Consider the following 16,307-nt stretch of genomic DNA (forward strand, 5'->3'; position numbering starts at 1 on the left):
CCCGGGCCTTTTATAGGTTTATTACTGCTCATGCCTGCTCACCTCCTTTGTTCTCATCGAAATCTCCGCCGCCCTTTATCTGGGAATTATAAACCTCCTGATAAATAGCATTGTTCTTCATTAATTCTTCGTGAGTTCCAAATCCGCTGATCCGTCCCTCATCCATAACAATAATACGGTCCGCGCTCTGAATACTGGAAATACGCTGTGCAATGATCAGCTTAGTTGTATCCGGAATTTCTTCTGCAAAGGCTTTTCGAATTCTGGCGTCTGTAGCAGTATCCACCGCACTTGTAGAATCATCCAGAATCAGAACCTTCGGTTTCTTAAGAAGTGCTCTGGCAATACACAGACGCTGCTTCTGACCACCGGAAACGTTAGTTCCTCCCTGCTCAATATAGGTGTGATATTTGTCCGGCATTTTCTCAATGAAATCATCTGCGCAGGCAAGCTGACATACGCGCCGGCATTCTTCCTCCGAAGCATCCTTATCACCCCAGCGCAGGTTTTCCAAAATTGTCCCGGAAAACAGTACATTCTTCTGAAGTACAACTGCCACCTGATTACGAAGGCTGTCCATATGGTACTTGCGCACATCCACACCACCAACCTTCACAGAACCGGAGCTTACGTCATAAAGACGGCTGATCAGATTGACAAGACTGGACTTGGCGCTTCCTGTTCCACCGATGATACCAATCGTTTCACCGGCATGAATGGAAAGATTAATATCCTTGAGCACCGGCTCCTTACTGTCTTTCTTGTAGCTGAAATCAACATGGTCAAATACAATGCTTCCATCAGCAACCTCCATAACCGGATTCTGAGGATCTGCAAGATCTGCCTTCTCATTGATAACCTCAGATACACGCTCTGCACTTGCCGCACTCATGGTAACCATGACAAATACCATGGAGAGCATCATCAGGCTCATAAGAATATTCATACAATATGTAAGAAGGCTCATCAGTTCACCAGTTGTCAGACTGCCGCCGACAATCATCTTTGCACCCAGCCAGCTGATTCCAAGAATACATGCATAAACAATAAACTGCATAACCGGCATATTCATAACAACCAGCTTCTCAGCTCTTACAAACATTTCATAAACCTTATTACAGGCCTTCTGAAACTTAGTTGTCTCATAGTCCTCACGAACGTAGGCCTTTACCACGCGCACTGCATTAATATTCTCCTGCACACTGGCATTAAGGTCATCATACTTTTCAAATACTTCCTGGAAATATTTCGTTGCCTTGCGCATAATAAACACAAGAAAGCATCCCAGGAAAATGACTGCGATCAGATAAATGCTGGCGATTCTGGCATTGATCATAAACGCCATTGCCATAGCACAGATCAGGCTGGCCGGAGCACGGGTACACATACGCAGGATCATCTGGTACGCATTCTGCAGATTAGTCACGTCAGTAGTCAGACGAGTGATCAGACTGGCTGTGCTGAATTTGTCAATGTTGGAAAATGAATATGTCTGAATATTGGTATACATGGCCTTACGCAGGTTACGGGCAAAGCCGGAGGAAGCATATGCTCCGTACTTTCCACCTAAAATACCTGTAACAAGCCCTGCAACAGCAAGAAGAGCCATAATGGCACCTCTCTGATAAAGATAACTGATGTTTCCCGCTTCTACGCCATGATCGATCATATCTGCCATTACAAGCGGAATCAGTGTCTCTACCACAACCTCCAGTATCATAAATACCGGAGTGAGGAAGGATGCCTTCTTGAACTCTTTTACCTGAGCAAGTAGTGTTTTTATCATCAGGTTCTCCCCTTTCTTATTGTTTCTTAATCACTTTTTTTGGCTCGGTTATTTCTCCTGCCTCCTGGAAGGCTTTGACAACATTTTCCCGGATCATGTCCGCAGTCTCATAAAATTCCTCCAGCTTCTTTTCAGGAATATCGGCGCTAAGTGCCTTCTGGATACGGGCAAAGTTATCAATGATTTCCATCTGAAACTCCATTCCCTTCGGAGTAAGCACCAGACGCTTCAGTCTGGCGTCCCTTGGTATGGATTCACGGATAATCAGCTGTTTCTTCTCCATAGACTGAAGAATTCCGGAAGCTGTGGAACGAGCCATCTGAAATTCCGCTTCCAGATCTTTCTGAAAAACATCTTCGTCTGAATGTCGGTAAAGATAACCGATGATCCAGCCCTGCATCCGATTGATTCCTGCTTTCTCATCCACTTTGGACTGATATGCATTTACAAGACGGCCTATCATCATATCAAGCGTGTGCAGCTCACGTCCAATGTGTCTGCCGGTCCATTCCCCTTTCCCCGGGCCACATTCTTTCTTTTGTACTTCCATATTTCCCTTCTTTCACAGGCATGTGTCCGAGTTCCGCAATTTCCAGCGGTATTCCCTCGTTCACACTTTCACGGCCATAAAAATAGTTCGCGCGCGAATTGTTCGGATTCGAACTGTTCGTGTACGAACTATTATAAGTGGTGTTTTTTTAATTGTCAACTATATTTTCTCATCAGCCAGAAGATTCAGCGGGCGTAAAAGCTCCACTCTTCTTCATCAACAGGAAGATCCTCCATCTGGTATTTCTCTATGCGGATAAAGCTCCCGCTCTGGATTTCCTGGATCATTTCTTCAATCTGGGAAAGCTCTCCCTGTACCTCCATCTCTACTCTGCCGTCCCACAGATTATCCACCCATCCGGTAAGGCCATTGGCTCTCGCTGCATTGGTTGCACGATAACGGAATCCCACGCCCTGCACCTGGCCTGAAAAATATATGTGTTTTCTTACTTTCGCCATTGTACGTCACTCCTTATATTCCTTATGATATACGTCAGGCCAGACAGATGCAAGATTTTTTCTTTTATTTTCCTTCAAAAATCTGAGCGATAGGAGAATCTGATGACAGAATAATGGTTTTGTTTCCGCCTTTCATGGATGCCTTTAGCGCATCCAGGCTTCTTACAAAGGAATAGAATTCGCTTCTTTCCTCTTCTCCATAGGCCTGGGCAAGAATTTTCATGTACTCCTGCTCACCTTCTGCCTCCAGAATCTCGGCCTGTTTTTTCGCATCGGAGATCTGAATGGTCACATCCTTGTCTGTGGTATTTCGGATCACCTTTGCCTCAGAGTTTCCCTCTGCAGTATAGGTAGCTGCAATATTGTCCCGTTCGGAAATCATTCGCTCATAGACAGCTGCCTTATTATCATCCGGCAGATCCAGCCGTTTTGTTTCAAATTTGATCAGCTGGACTCCGTACTGCTCCATGTTATCTCCTATAGCATCCATCACCTGTTCCGATAATTCGCCGTCACGGCTTGTGATCACCTGATCCTGTGACAGACTGCTGATCACATTTTTGGTAGCATTATATACTGCCGTGTTGATCCTGCTCTCGCTGCTTTCCAGAGAACAGTTTAAGGTCTGGGCGAACTTAAGCGGATCCTGGATTCTCCAGAGCACGTAGCTGTCGCTGATCATAGTCTTTTTATCCTTGGTAATTACGTCAGATGCAGCCAGATCGTACAGCAGGGTCTCTTTGGGAAGCGACTGGGTGCTTTCGATAAATGGAATCTTAAAGCTGATGCCAGGCTCGCTGATCACCCGGTCAATCTTACCAAATTGACGGATCAGCTTATATTCATTCTGCTGGGTTACCGTCACCGATGCACCAGCCAGCACCACAACTGCGATTCCGATTATTACAGCAATATTTTTCATCTTCATAATAGTCTCCCTCATTTTTCCTATATGGTGATATCACGCAAAGGCTATCTGTCCCTTTTGCTTCTATGTACAGGTTCTGAATTTCCTTTACTTTTCTGTATCTGTATTCTGGGTATCCGTATCCAGCGTATTCTCTGCGGCAAAGGAATCCACAGGCAGTATTTTCTGAACGCCGTCCCCGTTGTCAATAATAATCTTCATTTCAGGAAGCACTTCTTCCATTGTCTCATAAAACATACGGATTTTCGTGGTCTGCGGGTTCTTTACATATTCCTCATACATTGCATTAAACCGGGCAACCTCTGCCTCTGCTTCATTGATACGAACCTGCTTCTGTGCCTGGGCATCCTGGACGATCTGGTCTGCCTGTGCCTGGGCTTCTGGCAGCTTCTCGTTTCGGTATTTGTTGGCATTGTTCAAAGCAGTTTCTTTTCCCTGCTTGGCAGTCTCCACAGCCTTAAAAGCTTTCATAACTTCCTGTGTAGGCGGCTCCGAATCCTGGATGGTGATATTTACAAGCTGGATTCCAATATCCTGTTCCTCCATCTGTTCCAAAATCATCGCTTTGATCTTGCTCTGGATCTCACCCTTTCCTGTGGTAAGAACCTCGTCCACGTTATAACTTGCGATCACAGTACGAATGCAGCTTTGGGCAATATTATTCAGGATTTCCTCCGGTTCTCCGGATGCGTACAGGTATTTCACCGGCTCGGTGATCCTGTATTCCACAAAGAAATCCACATCAATAAAGTTATAATCAGAAGTGATCATAATGCTCTCACTTTCCACAACCTCATTGTTTACCACGCTGTACCCGATTGGAAAACCCTGGATGGTGGTGTTTACCTTCTGGATTTTCTGTACCAGCGGCAGCTTGAAATGAAGTCCTGTTTCCGGCACTGCCTTGGGAACCCCAAAGGTAGTCAGCACAGCCTGTTCCTGCTCCTGGATCTGATAAACAGAATCCTTCACCAGCCCGCTTAGGATCACCAGTCCCAGGGCTCCTGCCACCAGATACTTTACCCGCTTTCCTGTTTTGTTTTTTGGATTTTCAGGAACTTTCGACGGCTCTTCTGATGGGTTTACGCTTTCGTTTTCAAACTCCTGATTCATTTCGCTCATGTTTTCTCCTCCATACGTTTTCCAAACCATAATCGTTTCCAAAGAAAAGAAAAAGACTTTTATTTCAGGCACATGTTTCATGCCCCAAATAAAAGTCTCGCTGATTTCTCATAATGCGGGTATTCTTAATCTACCGTTCTGACGCATTTATGAACCATTTCGTAGAAAAACCTGTCTGGTTCTCTCTTCGTGGCCGCTACTCCCTTTTCTTTGATCGGTATCATATCATCTCTTTTATGAAATGTCAAGAAATATTTTTACACTTTTTATATTATCTTTATTTTGTATGAAAATTCAGTCTTTTAATAAAAACTTCCGTTTTCTACATCATACACGCCACGAGGAGTGATGCGGATCTGAGGGATTACTGGAAGTGCCATAAAGGACAGGGTGATAAAGGGATCGTGGCCTTTTTTTACTCCCATATCATGAGCCTTCTGAATCATTCTTTTCAGCGTGGCATTGTCTTTCTCAAATCCTTTGTCGCTCATCAGTCCCATAACAGGCAACGCCAGGGTATCAAATACTTTATGATTTTCCACTATGGTATAACCTCCCTGGGTGCGAATCAGTTCCCGCACGGCAAGCTCCATATCCTCATCATTGTCGCCGATTACAATAATATTGTGGGAATCGTGGGATACACTGGATGCGATAGCGCCGCCTCGAATGCCAAAGCCGCCGATCACGCCTCTGCCGATTTTTCCCGTTGCCTTGTGGCGCTCTACCACTGCAATTTTCTGGTAGTCATCGTCTGGCTGGAATTCGCATGGACCATCGGAAGCTTTCAGGGTTCCTTTTCTGGTTGTGATCTGTCCTTCCTCACACAGGATCACCGGGAAAGTACCGTCTTTGGATTCCAGATGAAAGGCTTCTTTTGAAAATTCTGCCACATGCACGGTGTTTTTCAGTTCAGACGCACATGGTTTTATAACAATATTCTCATTTTTATCTATCAATTGTCCTTTGTAGTACACGTCTTCAACTTCTACATTTACAAGATCAGAAAGAACAAGAAGGTCTGCCTGTCTGCCAGGTGCTATTGCCCCTTTGTCTTTCAATCCATAGCAGTTGGCGGCATTGATGGTTGCCATTTTGATCGCGGAAACCGGGTTCATGCCTAGACGGATTGCTTTTCGCACGTTGTGGTCAATGTGGCCTTCCTGCTGAATGTCCTCAATGTGCTTGTCATCTGTGCAGAAACAGAAGCCCTCGCCGTTCATTTTTCTCTGTACAAGGCCGCCTACAAGCGCTTCCAGATTCCGGGCTGCACTGCCCTCGCGGATCAGTATGGTAAGGCCATTTCTTCTTTCTCTCATGGCATAGTCAAAGAAGCTGCATTCATGGTCTGTTGCAATTCCCGCCATGGCGTAGGCCTGAAGGTCCCCTTCCTCCAGAAACGGTGCATGACCGTCCCGGATCCTGCCTTCAAAAAGCTCCAGCTTGTCATGCATGCCCTTGTCTCCCTGTACCACGGAAATGCTGTCCATCACCTCGCCAAGCCCCAGAATACGGCTGTTGTTCAGATAAGGAGCCATATCCTGTGCAGTAAGTGTACAGCCGTTATCGTCGATTCCGGTCGCCGGAACACAGGAAGGCATCATCACGTACACATTTGCCTTTACATCCTCCGTCTGTTCCAGAATATAGTCAATGCCGGCAAGACCGGATACATTGGCAGATTCATGGGGATCCACAATAAAAGTGGTGGTTCCGTGGCGGGAAGCTACAGTCACCAGCTCTGCGGGCGTTACCAGCGTGGATTCCAGATGCAGATGGCTGTCAATAAATCCAGGACAAACATATTTTCCGCCAAGATCCCGTTCTTCTTTGCCCTGGAAGCTGCCGATTCCTGCTATGATCCCATCCTGAATGGCAATGTCTCCGCGAATGATCTCTTCTGTAAAAACGTTGATAATTCTTGCATCTTTTAACACCAGATCTGCTTGTTCCAGACCTCTTGCGATTCTGGAATACTGCTGATATTTTTCCAAATTCATATGTATCCTCCTTTCATTTTCAAACAATATTTTATTATACGCAAAAATATTTTGATTATTATTTATGATATTAACACTTGTATGGTAAAATAGCAACGAGAATTTGAAGGGAAATAAAAAAAGCATCGGATTCTAAACGATTGAGGTCGTCAAAATTCGATGCTTTTCAAATGCTCTGTTAATTTTTATTTATCATCTCCGGTAAGACGCAGGATATCCCGGATCTCATCCACATTCATATCAAGGATTACAGCCAGCTCATCAATGGTAAAACGGTTCTCACCGTCGTCATCTGTGAGATCCTTTACCGCGGATTCCAGCTTCTCCACCTTGGCTACCAGGCAGTCATCCTGGAACTTCTGCTGTGTCTGGTCTTCAATGGCCGCAATAATTCCCTTGCGCAGCTGAAGACGCAGCCATGGGTCATCTTTATGCTCTGCTTCCGGATCAGACAATGCTGTAAGAAGCACTACGTTAGCTTCCTGAATCAAATCTGCCAGGTGAATCTCTGCGCAGTTCATGTCTGCTGCCATGTTTGCCGCTACCGGCAAATAAATACTGGTAAGTGCAGCTTCTGCAAGAGCATCCCCATCTGCAAGATTTTCAAAAAGCGTATGGACCATTTCCTGGCTTACTTCCTTCCCAGTGCTTACCTCTGACAGGTATTCTTTCAGATAAGCTTCTTCCTCCGGGGTAAGAGGTGTCTTGGTTCCATTGGGCTGAGCTTCTGCCTCCCCGGCTGCTTCCTCCGCCTGGGCTGCATTTTCTTCCCCTTCTATTGTAATTCCCTGCAGCTTCAGATACTGCAGGACCTTCACCATCTGGCTGGTCTCAAGATCTGTACTTGCAAAATGCTCCCGGATCTGCTCATGTGTCAGCAGATTCCCATTCTGTTTTCCCAGATCACAAATTTCTCTTAATTTTTCCTGAAACTGAACAACGTCCATTCTGTTCCTCCATATTAAACAATCCGAACCTATTCTTCTTACGAAGAACTGATCCGGATCATTCCTCATTCGCTGCGGATGACAGGACTTGAACCTGCACGTCGTAAACACCAGAACCTAAATCTGGCGCGTCTGCCAATTCCGCCACATCCGCATATGCTATATTATTTAAAAAACCGGAACACCTTATCAAAAGGCTTCCGGTTCTCATTAGCAGTGAAGCATCGGGGATTCGAACCCCGGACAACTTGATTAAAAGTCAAGTGCTCTACCAACTGAGCTAATGCTCCATATAAGACTGGGCTAGCTGGATTCGAACCAGCGAATGCAGCAGTCAAAGTGCTGTGCCTTACCGCTTGGCGATAGCCCAAAGGCAAAGGGTGGATACAGGGATTCGAACCCTGGGCCTCCAGAGCCACAATCTGGCGCGCTAACCAACTGCGCTATATCCACCACAGCGTGTCAGAAGGGATTCGAACCCCCGACCCACGGCTTAGAAGGCCGTTGCTCTATCCAGCTGAGCTACTGACACATGCTCTCTTCATCAGAGAAGCGGGTGATGGGAATCGAACCCACGTATCTAGCTTGGAAGGCTAGTGTTCTACCATTGAACTACACCCGCATTTACGCTGAAACGGTAATGTTGTTACAGCAGTCGGGGTGACAAGATTCGAACTTGCGGCCTCCTGGTCCCAAACCAGGCGCTCTAGCCAAACTGAGCCACACCCCGATGTTTACAACATCATTTCTATGAAGTTGTCATTCCTCGATCTCTCAAGAATTTGTTTTCTCTCGCTCAAGGCAAGAGTTATTATATTATATGGTCTTCCATTTGTCAACACCTTTTTTTACATTTTTTTATATTTTTTTCAAAAAATAGAACAACTCCCGGAAACCCGCATAAAATAAGGGCTGGCGGCATTTCTGCCGCCTCCATTTTCCCCTTTTTGGACCTCGTTTTTCCTATTTTTCCTAAAATTTCTTCAAAAAACTTTTCCGAATTTTTTATTCCGCTCCATCTTCCGTCTGGGCAAATCCGCCGGTAAGCATGGTCTCAAAGAATGAGGCAAGCAGATCTGTTTCCTGCCGTTCCAGAGTCAGGGTACCGCCCTCAACGCCAATGGTCATGTCTGTCTCTGTTTCATCCTCGAAAGTAAATGTAAATTTCATGTCATTTGCTTCCTCATAAACCATATAGGTGCCTTCCGACTCTTCATCCTCCCCGAGAACGCCCATACATGCCCAGACCAGTTCTGATTTCTCTGTGTTAATGATCGCCACCAGTCCGTTTGCATTCTCAAAATCAAATGCCATCAGAATATCCGTGCCCTCTTTTTCATTGTAAGTGCCGTAATAAACATCCTCAAAGCCTTCCATCATGGTCGCTATTGCTTCGTTTACATCCAGGTCGCCGCTTTCCACAGCTTCCTGAGTACCGGACAGATAATCTCCGCCTCCTGTAGGCTTTGCCGCAAATGCCTGTGCCGGAACCATTATTGCCGTCATAAATACTGCCATTCCTAATACAACTTTTCTCTTCATAAATAAAATCCTCCTGTTTTTATTTTCCATGAAATATCTGTACATCCACCACTGCAAACCATGCTTATCACATAAGCATTTTTTAGCTGTTCAGTAGTCCTGATCATTACTGCTTCTACGCCTCAGCCTGAATCTCCCCGTCTTCTACAGTAAACAGAATCACATCCGAAGTGGCACTTTCATTTCTTGCGTCCACAAGCTCAAACATCATGGCAAAGGTTCCATCTCCCAGATCTTCCTCGCCAAAAGCGGTGTCCTCTGTAACGGTGAAGGTATCTACCTCCACCAGTTCCAGTTCATCATCGCCGAAAAGGGTTCCGCCATAGTGAAGGGTGGTAATCTCATCTCCTGGTTTTAACTTCACCAGATTACGGTCGGACATTCCATTGTCATCCAGCCCTTTTCTTGCTCCAAGGATCTGGAAATCCTCCTCATTGTAATCATATACCACATGAAGCTGATATTCCTCGCCATTCAGAAGGATCGGCACGCTGTACAGGTTATAGTCCTCGCCTTCATAAATAATATCCATATACACCAGATAACCGTCTATTGCACCCCACACGCCCCGGAAATTATCGGTAAACACGCCGTTCTCCCAGTCCATATTAATGTCATTGTCCCGTCCAAGGTACAGAAGAATATCCTCTTCCTCATCAAAATAAGCCAGCTGGCAGTAAACGCCCTTCAGCATATTCACCGTATCCATGGAAAGCTCCATTACGCCGTAGCCGTCATCATTGACGTAAACCGGATAATCGGAATCTTCAGCCGTTTCCAGGGTAGCAATCTCTGGTACCTCATCATATCCCATTTCTTCCACATACTGCTGTCCCGCTTCACTGAGACTGCCGCTAAGCGCATAGCCGTAAAGATATTTAAAGGATTCGCTGGCACCAATTTCCGAATAAATATTGAAATCCGACAGGTTTCCATCATAGGAATAATAACAGGACAAGCCTCCCGCCTGCTGCCTGTAAGAGCCGTTTACCTTATAAACCACACAGTCTTCCAGCGCCGCGATCACATCCTCACAGGTATCCGTAAGAATATCCCGGTTATTTTCCGCCAGGTCCCTCAAATCTACCATATTGGTATATCCAGTGTCCTTTGTGTTGCCGCCGTAGTTCTCCGCATATTCCGCATTTCGCCCGAAGCAGGAAAAGAAGGACGGATCCTCACAGGCGTAGGAAAGCGCCTCTTTTCCCATATTATCATATGCAGTAAGCACTGCACCGATCTTGCCAAGATCCACCACGGAAAGAGTAGTCTCGTCCTCTGTGCCGTACATCTCACAGCCTTCCATATAGGTATCGCAGATCACAGTTCCAAGCTCTGCCCCGTCCATCTGCGGATTATCTGCAAGGGCCTGGACCCATCCTGTGTAATACCAGCCGTTTCCCGGCTCTGTTTCCTCGCTTGCCACCATATAGCGGGCAATATCGGAAAAAGCATTGGCGGTATCCACAGTCGCCATCAGACAGGCATCAAATCCCACCAGTTCCAGGGGAGGATTTTCCTCAGACAATTCATAAACCGAATCAAAGGCGTCATAAATTTCTGCCAGGGAAAGGGAATCATAGCCATACAGCTCATCAAAAGCCACGCCGCCAGCACTTCCGCCTCCGTGATTCCAGAAAATCACTGCCGTATGCTCTGCCGGATAATTGTCCCTGCAAAATTCCAGGAAGTCTGCCAGCGTGCTGCTCTCTCCCATATTGGCCGAATCCAGCTGCTGCACACACTCAAAGCCTTCACTGCTGTACACATACCGTTCCAGATAATCCGCTTCCACCGTCTCATTTTGCCACTGGCTGCTTCCGCCTGTTTCTATAACAATTTTCACATTTTCCGGAAGTTCTGCTTCCATCAGCTCACTAAGATCCTCTGTAGCACTTCCATAATTGCTTTCCAGATCACTGCCGCACAGGTACCAGTAGATGGCCCAGTCATCCGTTTCCTCGGCCTGTACTGCCTTTATTCCCTGCATATTTCCAAGGAAAGACCCCTGTGGTGCAAATGCCAGTGCCCCGGCTAATAAAAGGGAACCCGCTGTTTTTACTGCGCATTTTCTCTTCATACCGTCTCCTCCTGCTTTTCATATATGGTAATGTCCACACTGGTGACATGTCCGTTTTATCAGAACTGCTTTCATTTTTTTCATTATAAGTCCTGTTCCAGATCTCCACAATACATCTGGCAGGAACGTCTTTTTTCTGGCAAAAAAGCGCAGAGTGTGCTACACTGGTTGGGAATAACAGGATGGGAATGCAAAGGATGTGAACGACATGAAGATTGCCCTTGTGGACGATGAAAGGATTTATCTGGACGAAATGCAAAAGCTCTGCCTTGAATTTGCAGCGCAGCACACCATCCAGCCAGAGATTTTCCGTTTTTCCAGCAGCGAAGATTTTTTGAAAAGCTGGCAGCCCGGTTTTTATTCAATTATTTTTCTTGACATTTTTATGAAAAATGGAAATGGCATTGAAACAGCCCAAAAGCTCCGTGAGGGAAACGACAATTCTCTTCTTGTTTTCCTCACATCCAGCAGTGATTTTATGCCGGATGCTTTTTCCTGCCATGCCTTTGATTATATTTTGAAGCCAATTACCAGAAGCAGAGTTTTCCAGGTACTCCTAGATGCACAGAAGCTTCTCCCTGGAAACTCACGCTATATTGAAGTGAACAGCAACAGACAGAATATTCCGGTCTTTTTGTCGGACATCCAGTCTGCCGCCACAGATGCCCATTATCTGGATATCCATCTGAAGGACGGCAGCCTTGTACGCACCCGCATGACAGCCTCGGAATTTCTGAAGCTTACAGGCGAGGACTGCCGCTTTCTGGTGATCAACAAAGGCCTGATCTTGAACATGGATTACATTTTCAATATGGAAAACAACAGCTGCATTATGACAGACGGCTCCCGTTTTCCCCTGCGGATCCGTAAGGCCAAAGAGCTTGCCCTCACCTTCCGTCAGTACCAGTTCAGCCAGCTTCGCCAGGAGCAGAAAAACAAAGGCTGGAATACATAGAGCGCACCCGACATCACATCAGGTGCGCTCTGTTTTTTTATTATAAAAACCGGATCTCCACTTCCGGTTCTTCTCCTTCGTGCAATTCCATCACTGCATAGCTTGGCTGACGGCCCTCCTGCCTTGGAAAAGAAAGGCTGCCGGGATTGATTACCAGTACGCCATTTTTCTTCTCGATTACCGGCTTATGTGTGTGCCCGAAGCATACCATCTCGCATTCTCTGGCTGCCGCCTCCTCTGAAATTCCGTAAAGGTCCATGGAAACACCGTAATTGTGTCCATGAGTTACCATGATCTTATGCCCTTCCAGAACAATCTCATCCTCTCTTGGAAGGTCGCTGAAAAAATCATTATTCCCGGCTACAATGGTGCAGGGACATTCTGCCAGAGCTTCAATAAAAAACTCTCTTCCCTCCACATCGCCGCAATGGATCAGATAATCAAAGGGCTGCTCCACTGCGACCGCAGCTTCCAGCTTCTCGTCTCTTCCGTGGGTATCGCTGACAATCAGTATTTTCATCGCAGTTCTTCCTTTATTGCCTGCAGAGCTTTTCCTCTGTGGCTGATCTTATTCTTCTCTTCCATTGACAGTTCCGCAGAAGTACAGCCATATTCCGGCAGGAAAAAGATAGGATCATAGCCAAAGCCGTTTTCTCCTTTTTCCTCATAGCCGATTCTGCCTTCCATGGTTTCCCTTACAGTTTCCACTCTTCCATCTGGAAAAGCAGCTGCAATGGCACAGACAAAACGGGCGGTACGCTTCTCATCCGGAACCCCTTCCAGTCTCTTAATCAGACTGGCATTCTTCGTATGGTAATCTGTGTGCTCTCCCATATATCGAGCAGAATAAACGCCTGGTTCCTTATTCAGATAATCGATTTCCAGCCCGGAATCATCCGCCAGCACGATCTCGCCTGTCAGCTTGCTGATAGTGGTGGCTTTGATCACAGCATTTTCCTCGAAGGTTTTGCCGTCCTCTACAATATCCGCCTGGATTCCAGCTTCTTTCATGGACAGGATCTCCGCATCCAGATCTGCGAGAATCTCACGGATTTCTTTCATTTTATCTGCATTTCCTGTTGCAAAAATAATTTTTTTCATGATATGGTGCCTTCTTTCTTTTCCTGGGACTGGCTGCGCTTCGGGGGCTTTGGTCCAAGGAACTGGTAGAAATATGTTTTCAGCATTCCGTTGTAGATCTTACGGTTCTTATCCGCTTTCCGGCCAATGTCATTCTCTGCTTTGTCATAAGAGGTGATCAAATACATGGACCACTTATCAAGGCCGCGATAGCTCTCACCGATCTCACGGTAAAGCTGGGGCAGGGCTGCTTTTTCCTCAAGACGCTCGCCGTATGGGGGATTGGTGATAATAAATCCGTATGGCTTGGGATGATGAAGCTCTTTTACCGGACGCTGCTGGAAATGGATCAGGCTGTCTACCCCTGCCATCTTAGCATTGGCACGGGCTGCTTTGAGGGCTTCCGCGTCAATGTCATAGCCCTGGATATCGGTTTCAATTTTTAAGTTTACGCGGTCCTGCGCCTCTTCTACGGCGTTATACCAGCATCTTCTTGGCACAACGTGCTTCCAGTCCTCTGCCAGGAAAGAGCGGTTCATGCCAGGCGCCATATCAGCAGCCATCATGGCAGCCTCAATTGGGAAGGTTCCGCTTCCGCAGAAGGGATCCACAAGGCTGCGGTCTTTTTTCCATGGGGTCAGCATGATCAGGGCGCTGGCAAGCGTCTCGGTGATCGGCGCCTTAACTGTCATCTGGCGGTAGCCTCTCTTGTGAAGGGAAACGCCTGAGGTATCAATGCCGATGGTTGCCACATCCTTCATAAATGCCACACGGATGGGGAAGCTTGCCCCGTCTTCTGGAAACCAGGATACGTTATAAACACCCTTCAGACGCTCTACAATGGCTTTTTTCATTATAGACTGGATATCAGAGGGGCTGAACAGCTTGCTCTTTACAGAGTTGGCCTTTGCCACCCAGAACTTGCCGTCCTGGGGAATGTAGCGCTCCCATGGAAGAGCCTTGGTGGCCTCAAACAGCTCGTCAAAGGTCTCTGCTCTTACTTCTGCAACCTTCAGAAGGATTCGCTCTGTTGTGCGCAGGAAAACATTGGCATCCGCAATTCCCTGGGCATCTGCCAGGAAGGTAACCTTGCCGTCTTCCACCTTGCTGATCTCATAGCCAAGATCCAGTATTTCCCGTTTCAAAACCGCTTCCAGGCCAAAATGGCAGGGTGCGATCAGTTCAAATTTTTCCGTACTCATTTACCGTATTTTCCCTTCTTAAAGTGCAATGCTTTTTACAATATTTCCATGGAAATCCTTAATGGAAAAAATGCCATCCTCAAGCACTGCATATGTAGGCGGATTTCCTTCCTTTGGAATGGAGACGGAGCCTGGATTCAGGAGAATATAGCCTTCCATCTGCTCGACCTTCAGTACATGGGTATGTCCGTGGATCAGGATGTCTCCCTGGCATAAAGGCGGCAGATTATTCTGGTTGTAAACATGTCCGTGGGTGGCATAAAATGTCTTTCCATCAATGGCAAGGATGCAGTAATCTGCCATTACCGGGAAATCCAGAACCATCTGGTCCACTTCTGCCTCACAGTTTCCTCTTACTGCATAGATCTTGTCCTTCATGGCATTCAGCATTGGAATTACCTGCTTGGGGGCATATTCCTTTGGAAGGTCGTTGCGCGGGCCGTGATAAAGCAGATCGCCCAGCAGAACCAGGCGCTCTGCCCCCTCTTTTTCGAAAGCATCCAGCATTTTCCTGCAGTAATATGCAGAGCCATGGATGTCTGATGCAAACATATATTTCATAGATTTCATTTCTCCTCTGTTTTTAAACTGTAAAATGTTCCTGGCCTTTCGCATATCCAATGCAGGAAACATTTTTCCTCTTTACCTTATCATGCCGGAAGAAAAATTACAAGAGAATACGCACATCACATAGAATCCTCATACTTTATATCACAGATCAGATTTCTTCCCCTGTATGCATTCATGCCGCCGATCACAGTTCGGGTCTCATAGCCATTTCTTGCCAGCACTCTTGCCGCCAGAAGGCTTGCCCCTCCCCGGTCGCAGTACAGCACCAGGATCTTTCCCCTGGGAAAATCGTATTCTGACATTTCCTCGAATTCCTCATAGGGCAGATTTACGGCACCTTTCATATGTCCGGTGCGGTATTCTTCCCTGCTCCTTAAATCTATGAGAAAGGCATCTCTTCGCCCAACATAGTAATCCAGCATTTTGGCAGAAATCGGCTCAACGGGAAACATGACAGATCCCCTTTTTAACCAGTATATGCTGATTTTTCTGGTTGGGAACAAATTTTCCACTTTCCTATGGAGGCTGATAAATTATGCAGAAAAAAGACACAGAATCCCAAATGTCCTGTGCCTTTCTTCTGATCCGCCCTATTGGGCTTCACCAAGCTTTTGTTTTTCAGGCAGTATGATTCTGCCTTTTCGCTTTTATTTGTGCTGCTTTTTACAGCCAGCAGATTCTTTTAGTATTTGGAAGTGGTATCTTCCTCGGACTCGTAAGAATTGCGGTTCTTATTTTTGCTGCTGTTTTTTGTGTAAGTGTTTTTGCAGTCCTGAGAATTTGTCTCACTTTCGTAAGCTCTGTTTGTTGAATTCTTGCTGTTCTTGTTTTCAGATTCGTAATTTTTAGCCATTTGTGTATTCCTCCTGTTGAATGTTATCGGATTACTTTGTATATTCTCCCCAAAACCAACAAGAATATTCATCAAAATGATATTGCTTTTTTTTCCAGTTTATATTATAATTGCTCTTGTAAAAAGAATTTACCCTTCAAAAATTTTTTTTACATAACCCCTTATTTAATTATTTATACTCCCCTCGAAATACCCGGTAGCTCCCCTACCGGGTATTTCTCTGTGTATTTATAA

General features: G+C 46.0%; 16 protein-coding genes and 7 tRNA genes. 1 reads left to right on the top strand and 22 read right to left on the bottom strand.

What is annotated here, in order from left to right:
• Nucleotides 1-28 precede the first annotated feature (28 nt).
• From OCV70_RS04815 to OCV70_RS04890, 16 genes are all read right to left on the bottom strand, one after another.
• Nucleotides 29-1,786, bottom strand: a complete 1,758-nt coding sequence (locus tag OCV70_RS04815) for an ABC transporter ATP-binding protein (protein ID WP_173765159.1) — start codon at nucleotides 1,784-1,786, stop codon at nucleotides 29-31.
• A gap of 16 nt (nucleotides 1,787-1,802) precedes the next feature.
• Nucleotides 1,803-2,336, bottom strand: a complete 534-nt coding sequence (locus OCV70_RS04820) for a MarR family winged helix-turn-helix transcriptional regulator (protein WP_173765157.1) — start codon at nucleotides 2,334-2,336, stop codon at nucleotides 1,803-1,805.
• 185 nt (nucleotides 2,337-2,521) lie between these two features.
• Nucleotides 2,522-2,794 carry an acylphosphatase gene (locus OCV70_RS04825; protein WP_021925609.1) on the bottom strand — a complete coding sequence of 91 codons (273 nt, stop codon included), beginning with the start codon at nucleotides 2,792-2,794 and terminating at the stop codon, nucleotides 2,522-2,524.
• A 64-nt stretch (nucleotides 2,795-2,858) separates the two neighbouring features.
• Complete coding sequence (gene hflC / locus OCV70_RS04830) at nucleotides 2,859-3,722, bottom strand: protease modulator HflC (protein WP_173765155.1); 864 nt, start codon at nucleotides 3,720-3,722, stop codon at nucleotides 2,859-2,861.
• Between the two features lie 87 nt (nucleotides 3,723-3,809).
• On the bottom strand, nucleotides 3,810-4,844 hold the full coding sequence (gene hflK, locus OCV70_RS04835; protein WP_186901933.1) for an FtsH protease activity modulator HflK: 1,035 nt from the start codon (nucleotides 4,842-4,844) through the stop codon (nucleotides 3,810-3,812).
• Between the two features lie 302 nt (nucleotides 4,845-5,146).
• A complete protein-coding gene (ade, locus tag OCV70_RS04840) occupies nucleotides 5,147-6,844 on the bottom strand; it encodes an adenine deaminase (protein ID WP_262579300.1) in 1,698 nt (565 codons plus the stop codon).
• Between the two features lie 185 nt (nucleotides 6,845-7,029).
• Nucleotides 7,030-7,791 carry an RNA polymerase sigma factor region1.1 domain-containing protein gene (locus OCV70_RS04845; protein WP_021925614.1) on the bottom strand — a complete coding sequence of 254 codons (762 nt, stop codon included), beginning with the start codon at nucleotides 7,789-7,791 and terminating at the stop codon, nucleotides 7,030-7,032.
• Nucleotides 7,792-7,864: 73 nt separating this feature from the next.
• Nucleotides 7,865-7,945: transfer RNA gene (locus tag OCV70_RS04850), tRNA-Leu, on the bottom strand.
• A 63-nt stretch (nucleotides 7,946-8,008) separates the two neighbouring features.
• Nucleotides 8,009-8,081 (bottom strand) — tRNA-Lys (locus OCV70_RS04855).
• An 8-nt stretch (nucleotides 8,082-8,089) separates the two neighbouring features.
• A tRNA-Gln gene (locus OCV70_RS04860) sits at nucleotides 8,090-8,161 on the bottom strand.
• Nucleotides 8,162-8,170: 9 nt separating this feature from the next.
• Nucleotides 8,171-8,244, bottom strand: a tRNA-His gene (locus OCV70_RS04865).
• A gap of 5 nt (nucleotides 8,245-8,249) precedes the next feature.
• Nucleotides 8,250-8,323 (bottom strand) — tRNA-Arg (locus OCV70_RS04870).
• Nucleotides 8,324-8,342: 19 nt separating this feature from the next.
• Nucleotides 8,343-8,413: transfer RNA gene (locus OCV70_RS04875), tRNA-Gly, on the bottom strand.
• A 33-nt stretch (nucleotides 8,414-8,446) separates the two neighbouring features.
• Nucleotides 8,447-8,521, bottom strand: a tRNA-Pro gene (locus OCV70_RS04880).
• 275 nt (nucleotides 8,522-8,796) lie between these two features.
• Complete coding sequence (locus tag OCV70_RS04885; protein ID WP_173765150.1) at nucleotides 8,797-9,333, bottom strand: hypothetical protein; 537 nt, start codon at nucleotides 9,331-9,333, stop codon at nucleotides 8,797-8,799.
• 115 nt (nucleotides 9,334-9,448) lie between these two features.
• A complete protein-coding gene (locus OCV70_RS04890) occupies nucleotides 9,449-11,413 on the bottom strand; it encodes a clostripain-related cysteine peptidase (RefSeq protein ID WP_173765147.1) in 1,965 nt (654 codons plus the stop codon).
• Nucleotides 11,414-11,621: 208 nt separating this feature from the next.
• Here OCV70_RS04890 and OCV70_RS04895 point away from each other — a divergent pair, with 208 nt between their 5' ends.
• Entirely contained in the window at nucleotides 11,622-12,368 is a 747-nt protein-coding gene (locus OCV70_RS04895) for a LytR/AlgR family response regulator transcription factor (protein ID WP_117853145.1), read from the top strand.
• Between the two features lie 40 nt (nucleotides 12,369-12,408).
• On the opposite strand, the gene OCV70_RS04900 is transcribed toward OCV70_RS04895, so the two are convergent.
• The 6 genes from OCV70_RS04900 to OCV70_RS04925 all read right to left on the bottom strand — a co-directional run bounded on the left by OCV70_RS04900 (nucleotide 12,409) and on the right by OCV70_RS04925 (nucleotide 16,073).
• Nucleotides 12,409-12,888 (bottom strand): metallophosphoesterase family protein, encoded by a 480-nt coding sequence (locus tag OCV70_RS04900; RefSeq protein ID WP_021926380.1) that lies wholly within the window; start codon nucleotides 12,886-12,888, stop codon nucleotides 12,409-12,411.
• Nucleotides 12,885-13,469: an XTP/dITP diphosphatase gene (locus tag OCV70_RS04905; protein WP_173765145.1), complete on the bottom strand. Its 585-nt coding sequence runs from the start codon at nucleotides 13,467-13,469 to the stop codon at nucleotides 12,885-12,887. Before OCV70_RS04905 ends, OCV70_RS04900 begins: the two co-directional genes overlap by 4 nt.
• Entirely contained in the window at nucleotides 13,466-14,650 is a 1,185-nt protein-coding gene (locus tag OCV70_RS04910) for a THUMP domain-containing class I SAM-dependent RNA methyltransferase (protein ID WP_173765143.1), read from the bottom strand. Before OCV70_RS04910 ends, OCV70_RS04905 begins: the two co-directional genes overlap by 4 nt.
• A gap of 18 nt (nucleotides 14,651-14,668) precedes the next feature.
• Nucleotides 14,669-15,211, bottom strand: coding sequence for a phosphodiesterase (yfcE, locus tag OCV70_RS04915; protein WP_262579308.1), 543 nt, complete (start codon nucleotides 15,209-15,211; stop codon nucleotides 14,669-14,671).
• A gap of 125 nt (nucleotides 15,212-15,336) precedes the next feature.
• On the bottom strand, nucleotides 15,337-15,672 hold the full coding sequence (locus OCV70_RS04920) for a rhodanese-like domain-containing protein (protein ID WP_173765139.1): 336 nt from the start codon (nucleotides 15,670-15,672) through the stop codon (nucleotides 15,337-15,339).
• A 230-nt stretch (nucleotides 15,673-15,902) separates the two neighbouring features.
• On the bottom strand, nucleotides 15,903-16,073 hold the full coding sequence (locus tag OCV70_RS04925; protein WP_021926376.1) for a hypothetical protein: 171 nt from the start codon (nucleotides 16,071-16,073) through the stop codon (nucleotides 15,903-15,905).
• Nucleotides 16,074-16,307 lie beyond the last annotated feature (234 nt).

This window comes from Blautia acetigignens (genome assembly GCF_025566865.1).
Lineage (GTDB): Bacteria > Bacillota > Clostridia > Lachnospirales > Lachnospiraceae > Blautia_A > Blautia_A acetigignens.